Annotated in this window: 22 protein-coding genes; 15 read left to right on the top strand and 7 right to left on the bottom strand. The window is 74.4% G+C overall.

Annotation, left to right across the window (positions count from 1 at the left end; translation table 11 throughout):
* Nucleotides 1-96: 96 nt before the first annotated feature.
* The 3 genes from ACZ5NJ_RS16060 to ACZ5NJ_RS16050 are packed head-to-tail and all read left to right on the top strand — an operon-like array spanning nucleotide 97 to nucleotide 1,340.
* The gene (locus ACZ5NJ_RS16060; RefSeq protein ID WP_468765561.1) at nucleotides 97-1,014 is read left to right on the top strand and encodes a serine/threonine-protein kinase; all 918 of its coding nucleotides are present in this window, start codon (nucleotides 97-99) and stop codon (nucleotides 1,012-1,014) included.
* The gene (locus ACZ5NJ_RS16055) at nucleotides 1,005-1,151 is read left to right on the top strand and encodes a hypothetical protein (protein WP_468765484.1); all 147 of its coding nucleotides are present in this window, start codon (nucleotides 1,005-1,007) and stop codon (nucleotides 1,149-1,151) included. Before ACZ5NJ_RS16060 ends, ACZ5NJ_RS16055 begins: the two co-directional genes overlap by 10 nt.
* Before the next feature lie 24 nt (nucleotides 1,152-1,175).
* Nucleotides 1,176-1,340: a hypothetical protein gene (locus ACZ5NJ_RS16050; RefSeq protein WP_468765483.1), complete on the top strand. Its 165-nt coding sequence runs from the start codon at nucleotides 1,176-1,178 to the stop codon at nucleotides 1,338-1,340.
* A gap of 42 nt (nucleotides 1,341-1,382) precedes the next feature.
* On the opposite strand, the gene ACZ5NJ_RS16045 is transcribed toward ACZ5NJ_RS16050, so the two are convergent.
* A complete protein-coding gene (locus tag ACZ5NJ_RS16045) occupies nucleotides 1,383-1,718 on the bottom strand; it encodes a hypothetical protein (protein ID WP_468765482.1) in 336 nt (111 codons plus the stop codon).
* Between the two features lie 328 nt (nucleotides 1,719-2,046).
* Between ACZ5NJ_RS16045 and ACZ5NJ_RS16040 the strand changes: the two genes are divergently transcribed.
* Complete coding sequence (locus ACZ5NJ_RS16040; RefSeq protein WP_468765481.1) at nucleotides 2,047-2,442, top strand: ATP-binding protein; 396 nt, start codon at nucleotides 2,047-2,049, stop codon at nucleotides 2,440-2,442.
* 370 nt (nucleotides 2,443-2,812) lie between these two features.
* A complete protein-coding gene (locus tag ACZ5NJ_RS16035) occupies nucleotides 2,813-3,559 on the top strand; it encodes a dienelactone hydrolase family protein (protein WP_468765480.1) in 747 nt (248 codons plus the stop codon).
* A gap of 18 nt (nucleotides 3,560-3,577) precedes the next feature.
* On the opposite strand, the gene ACZ5NJ_RS16030 is transcribed toward ACZ5NJ_RS16035, so the two are convergent.
* Nucleotides 3,578-4,324 (bottom strand): GAF and ANTAR domain-containing protein, encoded by a 747-nt coding sequence (locus ACZ5NJ_RS16030; protein ID WP_468765479.1) that lies wholly within the window; start codon nucleotides 4,322-4,324, stop codon nucleotides 3,578-3,580.
* Nucleotides 4,325-4,589: 265 nt separating this feature from the next.
* Here ACZ5NJ_RS16030 and ACZ5NJ_RS16025 point away from each other — a divergent pair, with 265 nt between their 5' ends.
* Nucleotides 4,590-4,970: an STAS domain-containing protein gene (locus ACZ5NJ_RS16025; protein ID WP_468765478.1), complete on the top strand. Its 381-nt coding sequence runs from the start codon at nucleotides 4,590-4,592 to the stop codon at nucleotides 4,968-4,970.
* A gap of 10 nt (nucleotides 4,971-4,980) precedes the next feature.
* On the opposite strand, the gene ACZ5NJ_RS16020 is transcribed toward ACZ5NJ_RS16025, so the two are convergent.
* From ACZ5NJ_RS16020 to ACZ5NJ_RS16000, 5 genes are all read right to left on the bottom strand, one after another.
* On the bottom strand, nucleotides 4,981-5,775 hold the full coding sequence (locus ACZ5NJ_RS16020) for a GAF and ANTAR domain-containing protein (protein WP_468765476.1): 795 nt from the start codon (nucleotides 5,773-5,775) through the stop codon (nucleotides 4,981-4,983).
* On the bottom strand, nucleotides 5,768-6,520 hold the full coding sequence (locus ACZ5NJ_RS16015) for a GAF and ANTAR domain-containing protein (RefSeq protein WP_468765475.1): 753 nt from the start codon (nucleotides 6,518-6,520) through the stop codon (nucleotides 5,768-5,770). The genes ACZ5NJ_RS16020 and ACZ5NJ_RS16015 overlap by 8 nt, the downstream gene beginning before the upstream one ends.
* A 90-nt stretch (nucleotides 6,521-6,610) precedes the next feature.
* Nucleotides 6,611-7,066, bottom strand: coding sequence for a hypothetical protein (locus ACZ5NJ_RS16010; protein WP_468765474.1), 456 nt, complete (start codon nucleotides 7,064-7,066; stop codon nucleotides 6,611-6,613).
* Nucleotides 7,067-7,321: 255 nt separating this feature from the next.
* The gene (locus ACZ5NJ_RS16005) at nucleotides 7,322-7,561 is read right to left on the bottom strand and encodes a hypothetical protein (RefSeq protein WP_468765473.1); all 240 of its coding nucleotides are present in this window, start codon (nucleotides 7,559-7,561) and stop codon (nucleotides 7,322-7,324) included.
* 63 nt (nucleotides 7,562-7,624) lie between these two features.
* Nucleotides 7,625-8,350: a VOC family protein gene (locus ACZ5NJ_RS16000; protein WP_468765472.1), complete on the bottom strand. Its 726-nt coding sequence runs from the start codon at nucleotides 8,348-8,350 to the stop codon at nucleotides 7,625-7,627.
* A 223-nt stretch (nucleotides 8,351-8,573) separates the two neighbouring features.
* Between ACZ5NJ_RS16000 and ACZ5NJ_RS15995 the strand changes: the two genes are divergently transcribed.
* The 9 genes from ACZ5NJ_RS15995 to ACZ5NJ_RS15955 all read left to right on the top strand — a co-directional run bounded on the left by ACZ5NJ_RS15995 (nucleotide 8,574) and on the right by ACZ5NJ_RS15955 (nucleotide 15,782).
* Complete coding sequence (locus tag ACZ5NJ_RS15995; RefSeq protein WP_468765471.1) at nucleotides 8,574-10,082, top strand: DUF4246 domain-containing protein; 1,509 nt, start codon at nucleotides 8,574-8,576, stop codon at nucleotides 10,080-10,082.
* Between the two features lie 84 nt (nucleotides 10,083-10,166).
* The gene (locus tag ACZ5NJ_RS15990) at nucleotides 10,167-10,880 is read left to right on the top strand and encodes a hypothetical protein (protein ID WP_468765470.1); all 714 of its coding nucleotides are present in this window, start codon (nucleotides 10,167-10,169) and stop codon (nucleotides 10,878-10,880) included.
* A gap of 94 nt (nucleotides 10,881-10,974) precedes the next feature.
* Nucleotides 10,975-12,015, top strand: a complete 1,041-nt coding sequence (locus ACZ5NJ_RS15985) for a YihY/virulence factor BrkB family protein (RefSeq protein WP_468765469.1) — start codon at nucleotides 10,975-10,977, stop codon at nucleotides 12,013-12,015.
* 156 nt (nucleotides 12,016-12,171) lie between these two features.
* Nucleotides 12,172-12,588 (top strand): phage holin family protein, encoded by a 417-nt coding sequence (locus tag ACZ5NJ_RS15980; RefSeq protein WP_468765468.1) that lies wholly within the window; start codon nucleotides 12,172-12,174, stop codon nucleotides 12,586-12,588.
* Complete coding sequence (locus ACZ5NJ_RS15975; protein ID WP_468765467.1) at nucleotides 12,585-13,067, top strand: DUF3618 domain-containing protein; 483 nt, start codon at nucleotides 12,585-12,587, stop codon at nucleotides 13,065-13,067. Before ACZ5NJ_RS15980 ends, ACZ5NJ_RS15975 begins: the two co-directional genes overlap by 4 nt.
* Entirely contained in the window at nucleotides 13,064-13,330 is a 267-nt protein-coding gene (locus ACZ5NJ_RS15970; protein ID WP_468765466.1) for a DUF4235 domain-containing protein, read from the top strand. The genes ACZ5NJ_RS15975 and ACZ5NJ_RS15970 overlap by 4 nt, the downstream gene beginning before the upstream one ends.
* 241 nt (nucleotides 13,331-13,571) lie before the next feature.
* Nucleotides 13,572-13,691: a putative leader peptide gene (locus ACZ5NJ_RS15965; protein WP_468765465.1), complete on the top strand. Its 120-nt coding sequence runs from the start codon at nucleotides 13,572-13,574 to the stop codon at nucleotides 13,689-13,691.
* Between the two features lie 97 nt (nucleotides 13,692-13,788).
* Nucleotides 13,789-14,667 (top strand): glutathione S-transferase C-terminal domain-containing protein, encoded by an 879-nt coding sequence (locus tag ACZ5NJ_RS15960; protein WP_468765464.1) that lies wholly within the window; start codon nucleotides 13,789-13,791, stop codon nucleotides 14,665-14,667.
* Nucleotides 14,668-14,882: 215 nt separating this feature from the next.
* Nucleotides 14,883-15,782, top strand: a complete 900-nt coding sequence (locus ACZ5NJ_RS15955) for a formylglycine-generating enzyme family protein (RefSeq protein ID WP_468765463.1) — start codon at nucleotides 14,883-14,885, stop codon at nucleotides 15,780-15,782.
* Nucleotides 15,783-15,789 lie beyond the last annotated feature (7 nt).

Here is a 15,789-nt window from a genome sequence, read left to right as displayed (position 1 = left end):
GCATCGGTCAGGGCGGGACGGGGACGGTCTACCTCTCCCGCAGCCGCGGTGGAGAGCCCGTCGCGCTGAAGGTGATCCGGCGCGAGTACGGCGACGATCCGGGGTTCCGCCGAGCGGGAGGTCCGGGCGGCCCGACGGGCCCAGGGCTACCACGTCGTCCCGGTCGTCGACCACGACACCTCCGGCGAACTGCCCTGGCTGGCCACCACGTTCGTCCCCGGCTTGTCCCTGCACGCGGCCCTCGCCGCACACGGTCCGCTCCCGCCGGCAGCCGTCCTGCAGCTCGTCGGCTGCACCGCCCGGGCCCCGACCGCGATCCACACCGCCGGCATCGTCCACCGCGACCTCAAGCCCGGCAACATCCTGCTGAGCGGCGAACAGGGCCCGTACGTCATCGACTTCGGCATCGCCCGCGCCGCCGACGCCCCCCACGTCACCGCGTCCGGGGGCCTCGTCGGTACCCCGCAGTTCATGTCGCCGGAGCAGGCGCTCGGCGAGCCGGTCGGACCCGCCGTGGACGTCTTCTCGCTCGGCCTGATCGCCGCCGTCGCCGCGACGGGCCACCACCCCTACGGTGACGGCGGCGCCCTCACCGTCGCGACGCGGATCGCCGACACCGCCGTACGGCCGCCCCGCCTGGACTCCTACGACGAGACGCTCCGCCCGCTCCTGGAGCGCTGCCTGGCGGCCGGGCCGGCCGACCGGATCGGCGCGGCGGAACTGGCCGCGCTGTGCGAGGGGGCGGCGGGCCGCCCCCTGAACGAGTTCACCGGCTGGCTGCCGCAGCCGCTGGCGCGGGAACTGGCCGCTCGTGGACGCGCCCCGCTCGCACCGGACCCCGAGCCGGCGGACACCGGCTCACGGCCCCGCCCGCCGCACGGCCCCGACCTTCGCCGCGGCCCCCACGGCGCCGCCGCCCCCGCCGCCGTCCGCCCCGGCGGCGACGCCCGCCCCCCCGGCGTACCCGCACGGCCCTGGTCACCGGCGCGGCTGTCGTCCTCGCGGTGGCCCTGACCTGGACGGTGGCCCGCCCCGCCGGCACCTCGGACCGCGCCGAGGGCAAGGGCGACGCCGGGGCGTCCGCCCAGCCGGCCCACGGCTGGGAGTTCTACACCCCCATGGGCAAGGCCGCCGCGAAGACGCCGCAGTAGTGCCTGGAGGGCGCCCGGAGCAATGTGCTGCCCACCGAGGTCCGGGCGGAGGACCTGACCGCCGCCCTCCCCGTCGGAGCCCTGCTGTGCACCGTCACGACGGAGGACCGGCCGGCGCTGCTGGAGATCACCGGCGTCACCGCCGGCCCGGTCGACCTGCCCGAGTACACCACCCGGCTCACCCTCTGACAGAAGCGGTGAAAGCCCTCCGCGAGGGCCCGGGGCCGCCCCTCAGAGTTCGGGCCGGCGGGCCGGGTCGATGACCAGGAGCCACTCGTCGCCGCGCGTCTCGACGCCGTACCCGGCATTGCGGAAGGCCGCGGCCAGGGCCAGACCGAAGGCGTGACGGAGCCCGGGCAGGTCGGGCCGGCCGTGGTTGCGGGTGCGCCGGGGCCCGCGTCGGCGTCCGCGCAGGCGCGGGATGTCCTGGGGCATCCAGCCGACCATCACACCCCGGGCGTGCGCGATGGTGTGGACGCCTTCCGCCCCGGCGACGCTCTCGGGGAATCCCGCCTCGTCCAGTACGGCGCGGACCGCGGCCAGGAACCGGCTCTCGTGATCGTTCACGGCCGCACTCTAGAGCGCGCGGTGCCCCCGTCCGCTCAGCCTCGCAGGTGGCGTCCGCGCCAGGGCCGGGAGCGCGCCGGCCGGCCCGGGCCGAATGTGTCCGAAGTCCTGCGTGCCGACGGCCGGGCGGGGCAGACGCGAGGCGTCGCCCTGTCCACTGCTACCGGGGGTGTTGCTGATGGCCCGCGCCCTGCGGGTACCGGTTCCGGTTCCGACGCTGCCTCCTTGGCGCGGCGTGGTGCCCGCTCCGCCCGTGTCACTCTTGTACGCCCCCGCTCCGGCCCCCGCCCCGGCCCGGCCGCGCGGCGCAGCCGGTGCGGGGCCGCCGGTGAGGGGGTTCGCGGTACGGCTGGGACGCGGCCGGGGCCGGGCGGCGGCCGCCCGTGACCTGACCCGGCACGCCCTGCGGGCCCGCGCCGCCGGCTCCGAAGCGGTCGAGGACGTCCTGCTGGTGGTCTCGGAACTGGTCACCAATGTCCTGGACCACACCGCCTGCGATCCGCTGCTGGTGATCGGCCTGCGCCCCGAACGGGTGCGGGTGGAGGTCCGCGACGCGGACGCGCGTCTGCCCGTGGCCCGGCACCCGTCGCCCGGCGCCCCGCACGGGCGGGGCCTGGCCCTGGTGGCGGCGGTCTCCGTCCACCATGGGGCGCGGGTGCTGCCCGGCGGGGGCAAGGCCGTCTGGGCGGTCCTGGCGCTCCCACCGGCCGGCGGAGGGAACTGACGATCCCGGTGCCGGCCGACGACTCACGCCCCGGCGCGTGGGGGACGCCCCTCCACGCCTGAGCCCCCTCAGCCGGCGGCGCGGAGCCGCGAGAACGCACGCCGCGCGGAGGCGCCGGCCGGGCACGAAAGGCCCGTCAGGCCCCTTGGCACCGTAGTGCTGGCACCCGCTCTCCCCGGTGGGCTATGTTGCGTACATGACCACCGGGACGGCATCGCGCCACACACGGATCGGTGACCCGGTGCTCCTCTGAGCGCCGTACGGGCCCCCGCGGGCCCGCCGCCCGATCGAGGAACCCGCCCCGCCGCCCGGGCTCCGCCCCCGTCGTGTTGACCCAAGGCCCCACACGTCAACCACGACCGGAGGATCCATGCCCCTCGACACGCTGCACAAGACCCTGCACCTTCCCACGGCGGACGGCCGGGCCGACGCTTTCGCCGCCTTCCCCGACGACGGCGCACGACACCCCGGGGTGCTCATGTACCCCGACGGCTTCGGCATCCGTCCCGTAGTGCGGCGGATGGCCCGCGAACTGGCCGGCCACGGGTACTGCGTACTCGTCCCCAACCCCTTCTACCGGCACGGCCCCGCGCCCGTGATCCGCCTCCCCGAGCACATCGGGGAGGCGGAGCGGCCCGCGGTCTTCGCGCAGGTGATGCCCTTGATCGAGGCGCACACCGCCGAACGGGCCCGCGACGACGCCGACTCCTACCTCCGGTTCCTCTCCGCGCGGCCCGAGGTCGCGGGCGGCCCCCTCGCGGTGATCGGCTACTGCGTCGGCGGCCTCCTGGCGATGCGCACCGCCGCGGCCCACCCCGGCCGGGTGGCCGCCGTCGCCGCGTTCCACGCCCCCGTGGGCGCCGACGGCCCCGGCCTCTTCTCCGCGCTCACCGCCCAGGTCCACCTGGGCCACGCGGCGGGCGACCTGACGCCCGGGGCCCTCGGCGAACTCAACCGGTCCCTGGACGACGCGGGCGTCGATCACACCTCCGAGATCTACCCCGGGACCGTCCACGGCTTCACCCTGTCCGACACCGACGCTTTCAGCCCCTCCGGGCTGAAGCTCCACTGGGACCGCCTGCTCGGCCTCCTGGAGGACACCCTGACGGCCGGCTGAGGCCACCCTCCGGCTGCCTCACGCAGGCCCGCGTTCGCCCGTGACCCGCGAGGGCGCGAGACGGCCGGCGACCAGGTCGTGGGCGGTGCGGGCGAGGGAGACCCGGTGGCGGTCGGCGTAGGCACGCAGCAGCTGTGCGGCTTCCTCGACCGTGAGGCCGGTCCACTGGGCGATCATGCCCTTCGCGATCTCCAGGGTGTTCCGCAACGAGATCGCGTGCTGCGTGCCGGTGACGAAGTCGCCGTCGGGCACGGGGTCGGCGCTCCAGTGGAGCAGTGAGAGGGCGGCTGCGTCGGCCAGGGCCTGGGCCAGCTCCGCCTCCACCTCCGGCAGGGCGCCCGCCGGGCGGCGGAAGAGGGTCACGGCGCCGATGACCTCGTCGCGCAGCCGCAGGGGCACGGTGTGGGAAGAGCGGTAGCCGATCAGCAGAGCGGTCCGTACGAGGTCGGGCCAGCGACGGCGTTCGGCTGCCAGGTCGGGCACCCGCAGCGGCCGGCCGGAGCGGCAGCATTCGACACACGGCCCGCTGTCGCTCTGCAGCTGGAGCAGCTCCAGCAGGACGGCTTCCTCTCCCGAGGCCGCCATGATCCGCAGGCCGCCGCGCGCATCGCCCATCAGCACGCCCCCGGCATCCACGTGCAGCAGACGCACGCAGTGGGTGACGAGCCGGTCGAACAGGGTGAGCGGGTCGAAGCCGGGAGCGAGCGTGTCGCCCAGGCTGACGAAGGCCTCGGCCAGCTGCTGCTCACGGCCCGTCCCGACCATCTCGCTCGCCCGCCTCCGCTTCTCCGCCCCCGCCCCGTGCTTCTCACCCGCGCGGCACCGTTCATGCGACCGGCGGCCCGGAGCCGTCCGACGGCTCTCCCTTTCGCTTCCCGGCGGCCGTACTTCGTTCAGGGGGCAGCGCCGGCCCCGTCCGCCGCCGCATCCTGGAGATCTCCCCGCCCGACCGGGCGGGCTCGCCCACCGCGTGGCCGCGGTCTCCGGGCGGCGGATGCGACACCGGCTCCCTTGAGGGGAGGCACCGCGCGTGATCGAGATCCTTTCCGCCCACGTCACCCTGGACACACCGGCGGCGGCTCCGGGGGTGGCGGTCTGCCGGATCTTCGGCGAGGTCGACATCGAGTCCCGCCCGGACCTCTACGACGCCTTCGCCAGGGCCGTCGCGCGCGCCACCACGGCCGTCCTCGTCGACTGCGCGCAGCTCGTCTTCGCCGACTCCACCCTTCTCAACGCCCTCGTCCAGCTCCGTAAGGAGACCCGCGCGCGCCACCTGCCCCTGGCTCTGGTCGCGCCCCCGCGCCAGCTGCGGCACCTGCTCGACCTCACCGGTACGGCCGGCCTGCTGCCCGCCCACCCCAGCCTCGCCCAGGCCATCGCCGCCACCGCCGGCCCCACCGGCAGCCCGTGACGGAGGCTGGTCAAGGGGCCGGCGCGAGGACGGCCTGGGGGGTGACGCGGCGCCGCACGAGGTCCTCCGCGATGTCGGCGGCCCGCCGGTGATGGAGGACCGCGTAGGCCCGCAGGCGGTGCGCGCCTTCGGCGGGGGAGATGTGGGCGGTGGCGGCGAGCATGCCGGCGGCGATGTCCAGGACGGTCTTCGCGGAGAGTGCCGCCTGGGTGCGGGTGACGACGTCGTACGGCCGCAGGGGCTCACGACTCCAGGTCAGCACCGACGTGGTGGCCGTGGTGGCGAGGGCCTCCAGGAGGCGTGCGTCTTCCGGCGGCAAGGGCGTGGGGGTCCGCGCGAGGAGATTGAGGGCGCCGATGTTGTGGTCGCGCAGCCGCAGGGGGAAGCTGTGGGCGGCCGAGAAGCCGGCGGCCCGGGCCAGCGGGGCGAAGACGGGCCAGCGGTCCCCGGCCGCTGCCGCCGCCAGGTCGTCGGCGTGGACCGGCTCGCCGGTCGTGTAGGAGTCGATGCAGGGCCCTTCGGCGACCTGCGCCTGGAACATCTCGGTGATCTCGACGCGCTCCTCCGTGACGACCGCCGACTGCAGACGGCCGCGGGCGTTGGCGAGCATGACGCCGGCCGCGTCCATGTCCGTCAGGCGGACGCAGTGGTCGGCCAGGCGGCGCAGGAGCGTGAGGGGGTCCACGTCGTCGGCGATGGTGTCGGTGAGGCCGACGAACGCCTCGGTGATCGACTGCTCGCGGTTCATGTCCCTCGTCCCCGTCTTCTTGGCTCCCGTCCGGCCGTACGGGATGGAGCTAGTCATCGAACCTCACCCTTCCGGCGAGCACGTCACGGGCCGCTGCGCTGACGCTCTGGCCCTCGGCGAACGCGTGCGCCCGGAGGCGGGCCAGAGCCTGCGGTGCGTCCAGACCGAGGAGCACCATGAGCATGCCGGTGGCCTGGTAGACCTCTTCGTGGTCGCTTTCGGCCGCATCCAGCCACGCCGCCCCGTCGCCCGGTGGTTCCTGCGCCTGGAGGGCCAGCAGGGCGGTGGTGATCGCGTCGGCTGCGGGGAAGGCGAACGACCGGTCCCGTTCGGACAGCGGTCCGGGGCGGTCGCGGTAGAGGTCGAGCGTCCCGATCGCCAGGCCGGCCGAGCCCAGCGGGATCGAGAACACCGCCCGCACCCCGAGGTCGACGGCCTGCTGGGCGAAGACCGGCCAGCGCCGGGCGTCCGTGCCGACCGCCAGGTCCTCGGCGAGTACCGGCGCCGTCAGGGCCAGCGCGCTCTGGCAGGGGCCGTCGCCGAGCGTGTACTGGGCTTCGGCGAGCTGTCCGGCCACCGGGTCGCTGGACCACCACAGCGTCTGGGCTCCGTTGTCGCCGCTCAGCGACACCGACGCGCCCGTGACGTCCATGAGGTCCACGCACGCCCGGCACAGCGCCGCCGGCGTCTCGACACCGCAGGTGCCCGCGAGGGAGTCGGCGAGCAGCCGGGACAGCCGTTTGAGGTCCTCCGCGCCGAACGGCGGGCCTCCGTCCTCCGGGAAGTCCGCACGATCCCCCACGGCACATCACCTCCCGTGTCGGCCGCCCCGGCCTTCATTCTCACCTACCGGCTACCCGCCGGACGCACCGCGACACCCCGGGCCCGGCCCTCAGGAACACGGGTGCCCCTGGTGACGGGCCTGCCGGATCCCCGCCGCCTGACGCACCAGTACCCGCACTCCGAGGACCCGCCGCAGCCGGTGGGCCGACGACGCCCCGCCATACGAGGGGACGAGGGGGCGGCTCGGGGGCGGGCCGGCGGGGGCCGGGCGCAGGGACGGGGCACCCGGCCGAAGCGTCCCGCCGCAGTCGTCGGGGGCCAGCACCACCACGGTGACCGTCCTGCCCGCCGCCCAGGCGTCGACGGCGGCCAAGGCGTCCCCGGGGGCCGGGTACGGCGCGCAGTCGAGGTCCAGGACCACGGAACGCACGCCGGTGCCGATGGCCTCCAGTACGCGGACCAGCTCGCGCAGCGCTGCCGCGCCGTGGCCGCGGGCGTGCCGCGCGCACAGCGTCACCACCGCCACGGACCCGTAGAGGTGCACTTGAACGGTGTAGGACTTCACAACGGGCTCCCCCTCACACGGGGTACCAGCCCTGGAAGCGGAAGGCCGCGGTTGCGGCGGCTGCTCGGAACACGGTCCGCGGGGCGGCTCGTGTTCATGTCCGGCGATCAGGGCCACCAGGGCACCACGCGCATGCCGCTGCCCGTCGGGAAACGACGGCCGAGCCTCAAGCGACGGAACCAGAACGGTCCATCCCCTCCACCATCCCACACCCTTCCCCCTTCGGGGACTGCCCGGGCCTCGCACACCGTGCGCTCACGCCGCCGTCCCCCACCCCCGCTCCCGGGCCTGCCGCCGCAGCTCGGGCCAGCCCGCCGGGGGGCGGCCGGGCGCAGCCCAGTAGGGGTGCGCGTGGAGCCGGCAGGACAGCCGGAGCAGCCGCCGCCGCAGCACCGTCGTACTCCGGACGCCGGGCGTCCGGGCCAGCGCGGCGTAGGTGTCGAGCCAGGCGGCCTGGAGTTCCACCAGGTCGTCGGGAAAGCGGAACGGATCCATCCATTAATTAGAACACGCGTTCGGCCTCCTTGGTGCGGAGGTGGCCCTCGCCCTCCACCGGGGTTACCGGAGCCGATGGGGCCGCCGCAGGGAGAACTCGTTGCCGTCGGGGTCGAGCATCAGCGTCCCGCCGTCCTCGCCGGTGCCGGCGCGCGTCGCGCCGAGTGAGACCAGGCGCTCGACCTCCGCCTCCCCGTCGGCGCCGGCGGGCAGCGCCAACTCCAGGTACAGCCGGTTCGCGCCCCGCTTCGGCGCCACCGGGGGACCACCCCACGTGATCTTCGTACCGCCGTCCGGCGACTGGATCGCGGTCTCCTCGTCCTGGTCCCAGACCAGCGGCCACCGCAGCGCCTCGCTCCAGAAGTAGCCGACCTCCTGCGTTCCGTCGCAGGCCAGCGCTCCGATGAAGCCGGTGTCGGCGAGGAACGAGTTGCCCGCCTGGATGACACAGAACTCGTTGCCGTCCGGATCGGCGAGCACCACGTGCCCCTCTTCCGGGAGTTGGCCCACGTCGATGTGCCGGCCGCCCAGTGCCAGCGCCCTGGCCACCGTCTGCTGCTGCTCCTCCGGGGAACCGCTCGTCAGGTCGAAGTGCGCCCGGTTCTGCCCGGACTTCGGCTCCTGACCCGGCACGAACCGGATGCGGAACCCCGTGGCATCAGGGGGCAGGATCGCGACGTCGCCGTCCGCACCGTCGGCCGGCTTCCAGCCCAGGACCCCGGACCAGAACCGTGCCAGCTCCGAGGGCCGGCTCGCGTGGAAGCAGATCGCGAACAACTGACTGGTCATACCCGCACCTCTCTGTTCCTCGGCGGCGACACCCGCCACCCGGCGCGCGCAGCCTAGGCGCGGCCCTACGGCATCCGCATCCCGGTTTCGGGTTCGGCGGTTCACCGGGCCACGCCGGCGCCGGCGCACTCCGTCTCCGCCCGCCCAGGGGGCCGCGGCCGGGGTGTCAGTGGGCCGGGCTATCCTTCCCGGCACCGCAATCCGACCGTGAGGACCACCCGAAGTGACCGGCCTGTCCGCCTTCCCGCTGCCCTTCCAGAGCTCCCTTTCCCCGGCGTTCGCGACGCCCCGGACGGTGCGGGAACTACAGATGATGCGGTGCAGCGCGGCCCTGCGCGCCAAGACCGCGTGGTTCGACAAGCGGAACGACCCCGACATCGCCGCCAGATGGACGCGGGAGGCGGTGGCCCAGGGCCTGACAGAGGCACAGGTGCGTTACGTGCTCGCCGAGCTGGGACACTACGCCGCGCTGCGGGACGCGCGGACCGGCATCGAGGTGTCCGCCGTCGACGGGGTCTGGCAGTCGGACACCCTGGTCGACGAGCCGCTCCGGGCCCGGCTGCGCGAGGCCGTCCGGGTGCTGGAAGAGGTCCCCGAAGCGGAGCGGGACTGGCACCCCGGATCCGGCGGCCAGGTGCTGGACCTCGTGCACCCCTCCCTCTTCTGCCTGGTGAAGGACGTGAGCGGCGGGCCCGAGCGGGCCTGGCAGAACCCGGCCAAGCACTACGCGAAGTACGAGTTCTCGGAAAGGTTCCAGTGGCTGCCCACGGAGGTCGACGTCAGTGACGACGGGGCCGTCGCCTTCCGCTCCTATGTCAACAACGTCCACCCCGAGACGCATCACGCCCTGGCCTCCGTCCTCCCGGACGTGTTCGCGCGCCTGCGCCCGCTGTTCGAGAACGTGCTGACCGATCTGCGGCACCCCCGGCCCCTGCGGATCGAGGCCGACCCCTACGGCTGGTACGACGCGGAGCCGGAGTATCCCCACCGGTCGTCCTTCAGCGACGACGCGGCCTACGCGGAGGCCCGCGACGCCTGGTCGGACGCCTACGAGGCCTGGTACGACGACCGCGTCCCCGCCGTCCCGGACGCCCCGGACTTCACCCCGCCCGCCCTGCCGGAGGCGTCCGCCCGGGTCGACCTGCGCGGCCGCCGGCTCCAGGTCATCGTCAAGCTCGCCACCGTCCACCTCACCCCGGACGACCCCGAGTACTCCGGCGGTTCCTGGCACGTCGAGGGCATGCTGAACGAGCGGATCGTCTCGACCGGCATCTACTACTGGGACAGCGAGAACATCACCGAGAGCCGGCTGGGATTCCGGGCCGCACTCGACGACCCGGACTACCAGCAGAACGACGGCACCGGCCTGCGCGCGGTCTACGGCCTGGAGGACGAGGACGCGCTGAACCAGGTCCTGGGCTCGGTCCCGACCCCGGCGGGCCGCTGCCTGGCGTTCCCCAACGTGCTGCAGCACCGCGTGGACGCGTTCCGCCTCGTGGACCCCACCCGCCCGGGACACCGCAAGATCCTCGCGTTCTTCCTGGTCGACCCGACGGAGCGGATCGTCTCGACCTCCGATGTGCCGCCGCAGCAGCCCTGGTCCGACACCTCCACCATGACGCGCGAACAGGCCGAGGCCTACCGCGAGGAACTCATGCGGGAGCGGAAGTTCTTCGTCGACGAACACAACGAGCAGCTCTACGAGCGGGAGTTCTCGCTCTGCGAGCACTGACCGCGCCGAGTGGCCAGGTCGGGGGGCACCTGCGCCCTGCCGGCTTCGAACGGTTTGATCACCAGGGGCGGGAAGTACGCAGAGATGAACAACTCCGGGATCCGGCAGGTGGCCGGATGCGTGGTCCTCATTGCGGTCGCCGGGTGCGGCGGCCCGGCGCAGCCGCGCCCGCCGGCGCCGGCCACGCGGCCGGCACCGCTGTCGGCCGCCGAGTTGCGGACGCACCTCCTCCCCGCAGTCCTGCCGGACGGCTGGACCTCCCGGGCCGAACCCGCGGCCGCCGGCCCCGGGGCCTCGGGCACGTCGGCGACACCCGCGTCCTGCGGCGGACTGCTGGACGGGCAGAGCGTCGTGGACGCGAGTACGACCACGGCGTCCGCCTCCGCGACGGCCATGTTCAGCGGCGGGCACTCCTCCGGCAACGGCGTCATCCCGGGAATGGAGAAGCTCTACTCGTTCCCGGAGGACGGTGCGCACAGGGCGATGGAGGACATGCGCGCCCTGGTGGGCCGGTGCCGGAGCGTGGCGCTGCCGCACGCGGCGGCGGAGCCCGCCGAGACCGCCGATTTCGCCCTCGCGGAAGGCCCCCGGCTCGGGGACGAGAGCCTGGTCGTCCAGGCGGCGGTGCTGCCGGGCCGACAGCGCGCGGACGCGACCGTGGTCCGCGTGGGGAGTTCGCTCGTGGTCATCAGCAGCGTCCTCACGCTCACCCCGGCCGAGGCCGCCACCGTCGCGGCCTTCACACCCACCGCCGTGGCCCAGGCCGCATCGGACCATCCTGAACCGGTCGACCAGTGACGCGGGCGCAGCGGACGCGCACGCCGATGCCCCCGGACCGTACCCGCGGGACCCGAACGGGCATGGGTGCGGCCGGAGTGGAAATGCGCCGACCATGGAATCCACCCACACGCCGAAACCGGGGGACGAGCACCGCGACGCCGTGAGCGGCCGTGAGGCCGCGGGGCCGGACCGGGCGATCGAGGAGCGGGCCCCGGACCGGCTCTCGCAGTTGCCCGAGCGGTCCTGGAAGGCGGTGCTGCGCGGGACGCTGAAGGAGTTCAAGGACGACGAGCTGGCGGACCGCGCCGCGGCGCTGACCTACTACGGGGTGCTGGCCCTCTTCCCGGCCCTGCTGGTCCTGGTGTCGCTGCTGGGCATCGCGGGCAAGTCGGCCACCGACCAGGTCCTGAGCAACCTCGAACGCCTCGCCCCCGGCCCCGCGCGCGACGTGATCGGCAACGCCGTGCGACAGCTCCAGGGCAGCGCGGGCCTAGGATCGCTGCTGGCGGTCCTGGGCCTGCTCGTCGCGATCTGGTCGGCCTCCGGGTACGTCGCCGCGTTCATCCGCGCCTCGAACGCCGTCTACGACATGCCCGAGGGCCGGCCGCTGTGGAAGGTGCTGCCGCTGCGCCTCGGGCTGACCGTCACGCTCATGGTCCTGGCCGTCGCCAGCGCCCTGATCGTGGTGTTCACCGGCGGTCTGGCCCGGCAGGCCGGCTCCGCACTGGGGCTGGGCGACACCGCGATGACGGTGTGGTCGATCGCGAAGTGGCCCGTCCTGCTGGTGCTGGTCACGATCATGATCGCGCTCCTGTACTGGGCCGCGCCGAACGCCAAGGGCCGCGGTTTCACGTGGGTGACCCCCGGCAGCCTCCTGGCGCTGGTCATCTGGATGATCGCCTCGGCCGGGTTCGCGTTCTACGTCGCGAACTTCGGCTCGTACAACAAGACCTACGGCACGCTCGCGGGCGTCGTCATCTTCCTGGTCTGGTTGTGGATCACCAACCTCGTCATCCTCCTGGGCCTGGAGTTCGACGCCGAAATGGTCCGCCAGCGTGCCATCGTCGGCGGGCTCCCCGAGGACGAGGAGCCCTACGTCGAGCCGCGGGACACCCGGGAGTGGAGTGACGAGGACCGCCGCCGCCTGGAGTAGGCCACGGACGGCGGCGGAGCTGTGTCGAACGCGCCGGCGGCGGACCAGGAGGCGGGGCGCGGTGCGGATGACCACGCGCGCCCCAGGGGTGACCGGCGGGTTCCCGGGTATGCGCGCCCCGGGGATTCCCGGCAGGCGGAGGAAGGTGAAGGGTCGATGAGTGCCGTTGGAAGCCGTGTCGCGCACGGCGGCGACGCGCCGGTGGGCGAACTCGTGACGCGTGCGTCGCAGCAGATCTCGGAACTGGTCCGGGAAGAGATGCGACTGGCCCGCGCGGAGATGACGCAGAAGGGCAAACGCTACGGGGTCGGCGGCGGCCTGTTCGGCGGGGCCGGCCTCATGGGCGTCCTGGCCGCCCAGGCCCTCGTCGTCGCCGCGATCGCGGCGCTCTCCCTGGTCCTGCCCGTGTGGGCGGCGGCCCTGGTCGTCGCCGCCGCGCTGGCGGCCGTTGCGGCGGTCCTGGCCGTGGCCGGCCGGAAGCAGGTCGCCCGGGCCGGAGGGCCCGCGCCCGAGAAGACCATCGACAGCGTCAAGGCCGATGTCGCCGAGATCAAGGAGAGGACACACCGATGAGCCATCACCCCCGGGGCGACGGATCCGGACCGGGACCCGCCGCGGAACCGACTCCGGACCAGTTGCGCGAGCAGATCGAGCGCACCCGCGACGAGCTCGGCAAGACCGTGGAGGCGCTGGCGGCCAAGGCCGACGTCAGGGAGCAGGCCAAGGAGAAGGCGGCCGAGATCAAGGAGCAGGTCGCCGAAAAGGCGGCGCAGACCGTCGAGCAGCTCCGGCACACGGCGGCCCACGCGGCCGAGGCGATCAAGGACAAGGCCCCGGACCCGGTGCTGGACAAGGCCGCCCACGCCGCAGCCCAGGTCCGTGACGGCATGAGCCACGCCGGCCACCTGGCGGCCGGCGTGGCCCCGGAACCGGTACGCGAGAAGGCCGGGGCGGCCGCGTCCCTGGCGCGGGCCAACCGCGGCCCGCTGTGCGTCGGCGCCGCGGCGCTGGTGCTGTTCCTGCTCCTGCGCCGGAGCCGGAGGCGCAAGTGAAAGCCTCCAAGATCGCGTACAAGCCGGTCGGGCTGGCCCTCGGCGCCGCGAGCGGCCTCGTCGCGGGTGCGGCCTTCAAGCAGGTGTGGAAGGTGATGGGGCACGAGGACGACGCTCCGGACGCCACCGACGAGGACCGCACCTGGCAGGAGGTCCTGATCGCGGCAGCCCTGCAGGGCGCGATCTTCGCCGTCGTCAAGGCGGCCGTGGACCGTACCGGGGCCGCCACCGTCCGGCGTCTGACCGGCACCTGGCCCGGCTGACCACCCCGCCGGGCACCGTCGCGGCGCACAGGGCGACGAACCGGACCCGGTGTGACCGCCCCGCCGGGCGGCCCCACCGGGTCCGCCAGGTCCGGGACCCTGGACCACCGTGACCCGGGCGCGGCCGCGGCGGCGGTCTTGACACCCACCCGGACGGGCGCCGACACTCCAGAACGGCGAATCCTGGTGAACCGGTAGGGAAATCATGGGCTGTTCAGCGCTGGACCGAGGTACCGACGGCGTGCGCGCCGCCGTGCCCGCGCTCCCGCTGCTCACGTCCCGCCGCCACATCGACCTCCTGCGCGTGTGCAGTGCGGCGGATCCCGCGCACCCCGGCGCCCCCGCAGCCGTCCGCGGCTGACCTGCGCCCCCCTCACCCTCCGGGTCCCGGCCGCGCCGAATCCGTCGCCGGCCGCCGTCGTCGCATGCCCCGTGCCCGCGCAATCCCAGGGAGAAGCATGTCCACCACTCGCCCGACCGACGCGCCGCCCTTCCGGAGCAGGATCGGCCGTGACGCGCGCAGCGGCTACCCCGCCGTGCCGTACCGCTACCGGCTCCACCTCTCGCCGTCCGGCCCGTCGTGTCTGCGGATCGCGGTCACCCACAGCCTGCTCGCCCTGGACGACGTCCTCCCGATGACGCTGCTGCCCGCCGTCCCCGACGCGCCCGATGGCGGACACCTGGCACTGCGCCCCCTCTACCAGGCCAGCTCGCACCGGTACCCCGGACCGGCCGTGGCACCGGTACTCGCCGACTGCTGGACCGGACGGATCGTCAGCACGCACGCCCCGGACATCCTCCAGGACATGGGCAGGCTCTTCGACACCGGCGGCCCCCAGCTGTACCCGGCCGGCGCCGAGGAGCGGATCGAGGCCGTCGGGCGGCTCTGCGAGCACGGCATCAACGCGGCCGCGCAGCGCGCCGGCCGGTCCGGCGGCGACCAGGCGGAGCGCGACACCGCGCTGGCCACCCTGCTGCGCGCACTGGGCGCGCTGGAACGGCGGCTGTCCTGCGCCGAGTACCTGCTGGGCGTGGAACCGACCGCCGCCGACGTCGAGTTGTGGGTGACGCTGGTCCAGCTGGACACCGTGCACCGCTGGCACCTGGACGCGGCCGCGGTCTACCGCCTCACCGACCACCCGCACCTGTGGTCGTACGCGCGACGGCTGGCGGCGCACCCCGCCTTCGCCCGCCACCTCGACCTGGACGGCATCGCCCGCCGGCACCACGCACAGTGCCGGGGCAAGGAGGCCGCCGGCGCGGCGGTACGGATCGTCGACTGGGCGGGAGACGTGCCGGACCGGGGGACCGGAGCCGTCCGCACCGCCCGGCACTGACCGGCACGTTCCACGTCCCGGCGAACCCGGCGCGGGACGCCGCCCGCCGCCGAACGGCCCCGTCCGCCTCCGAGGCGCCGGGGCCGTTCCCCATTTCATCCGCTGTACATGGAACCGGCGTTCCGCTGCGCCTACTCTCGTCGCCATGGCAGCAGGACCCCCACCTCGCGCCACCATGCGCCGGTGTCCGGCCGCCCTTGTCCCATGGAGCCGACATGCCCGCATGCTGCACCCCCGGCCACGCACACGCCCCCGTGCTCACCCTCGCGCCGCCGCCCCCCGCGGCCCCGCCCTCCCGGGCGGCCCGGCAGCTGCTGAGCCTGCCCGGCGGCCGCTTCCTGATGGGCACCGACGACCCGGAGGGCTTTCCGGCCGACGCCGAGGGGCCGGTCCGGGAGGTGACGGTGGACCCCTTCCGGATCGCGGCCACGACCGTCACGAACGCCGGGTTCGCCACCTTCGTCAAGGCCACCGGGTACACCACCGACGCCGAGCGCTTCGGGTTCTCCTTCACCTTCGGCGCGTTCCTCGCCGAGGAGGTCGCCGCCGTGTCCCGCCCCGTGCAGGGCGTCCCGTGGTGGCGGGCCGTGGAAGGGGCGTCCTGGCGCAGCCCCGAAGGGCCCGGCTCGCACGTGACCGGCCGGCAGAACCATCCCGTCGTCCACGTCTCGTGGAACGACGCCCTGGCCTACTGCGCCTGGTCCGGCACCCGCCTGCCCACCGAGGCCGAATGGGAGTACGCCGCACGCGGCGGGCTGGAGCAGCGGCGCTACCCGTGGGGTGACGAGCTGACGCCCGGCGGCCGCCACATGTGCAACATCTGGCAGGGCGAGTTCCCGGTGCACAACACCGGTGCCGACGGCCACGTCTCCACCGCCCCCGTGAAGTCCTTCCGGCCCAACGGCTTCGGCCTCTACAACACGGTCGGCAACGTCTGGGAGTGGTGCGCCGACTGGTTCACCCCCGGCGAGGAGACCTCGCGGGCGATGCGCGGGGGCTCGTACCTGTGCCACGACTCCTACTGCAACCGCTACCGGGTCGCCGCCCGCAGCTCGAACACGCCGGACAGCTCGACCGGCAACATCGGCTTCCGGGTGGCCGCCGGTCCCGCGTAGGCCACCC

The sequence above is a fragment of the Streptomyces sp. NPDC032091 genome, from assembly GCF_055580265.1.
Note: the sequence above shows the minus strand (reverse complement) of the source record. Positions and strands in the feature narration are given on the sequence as shown.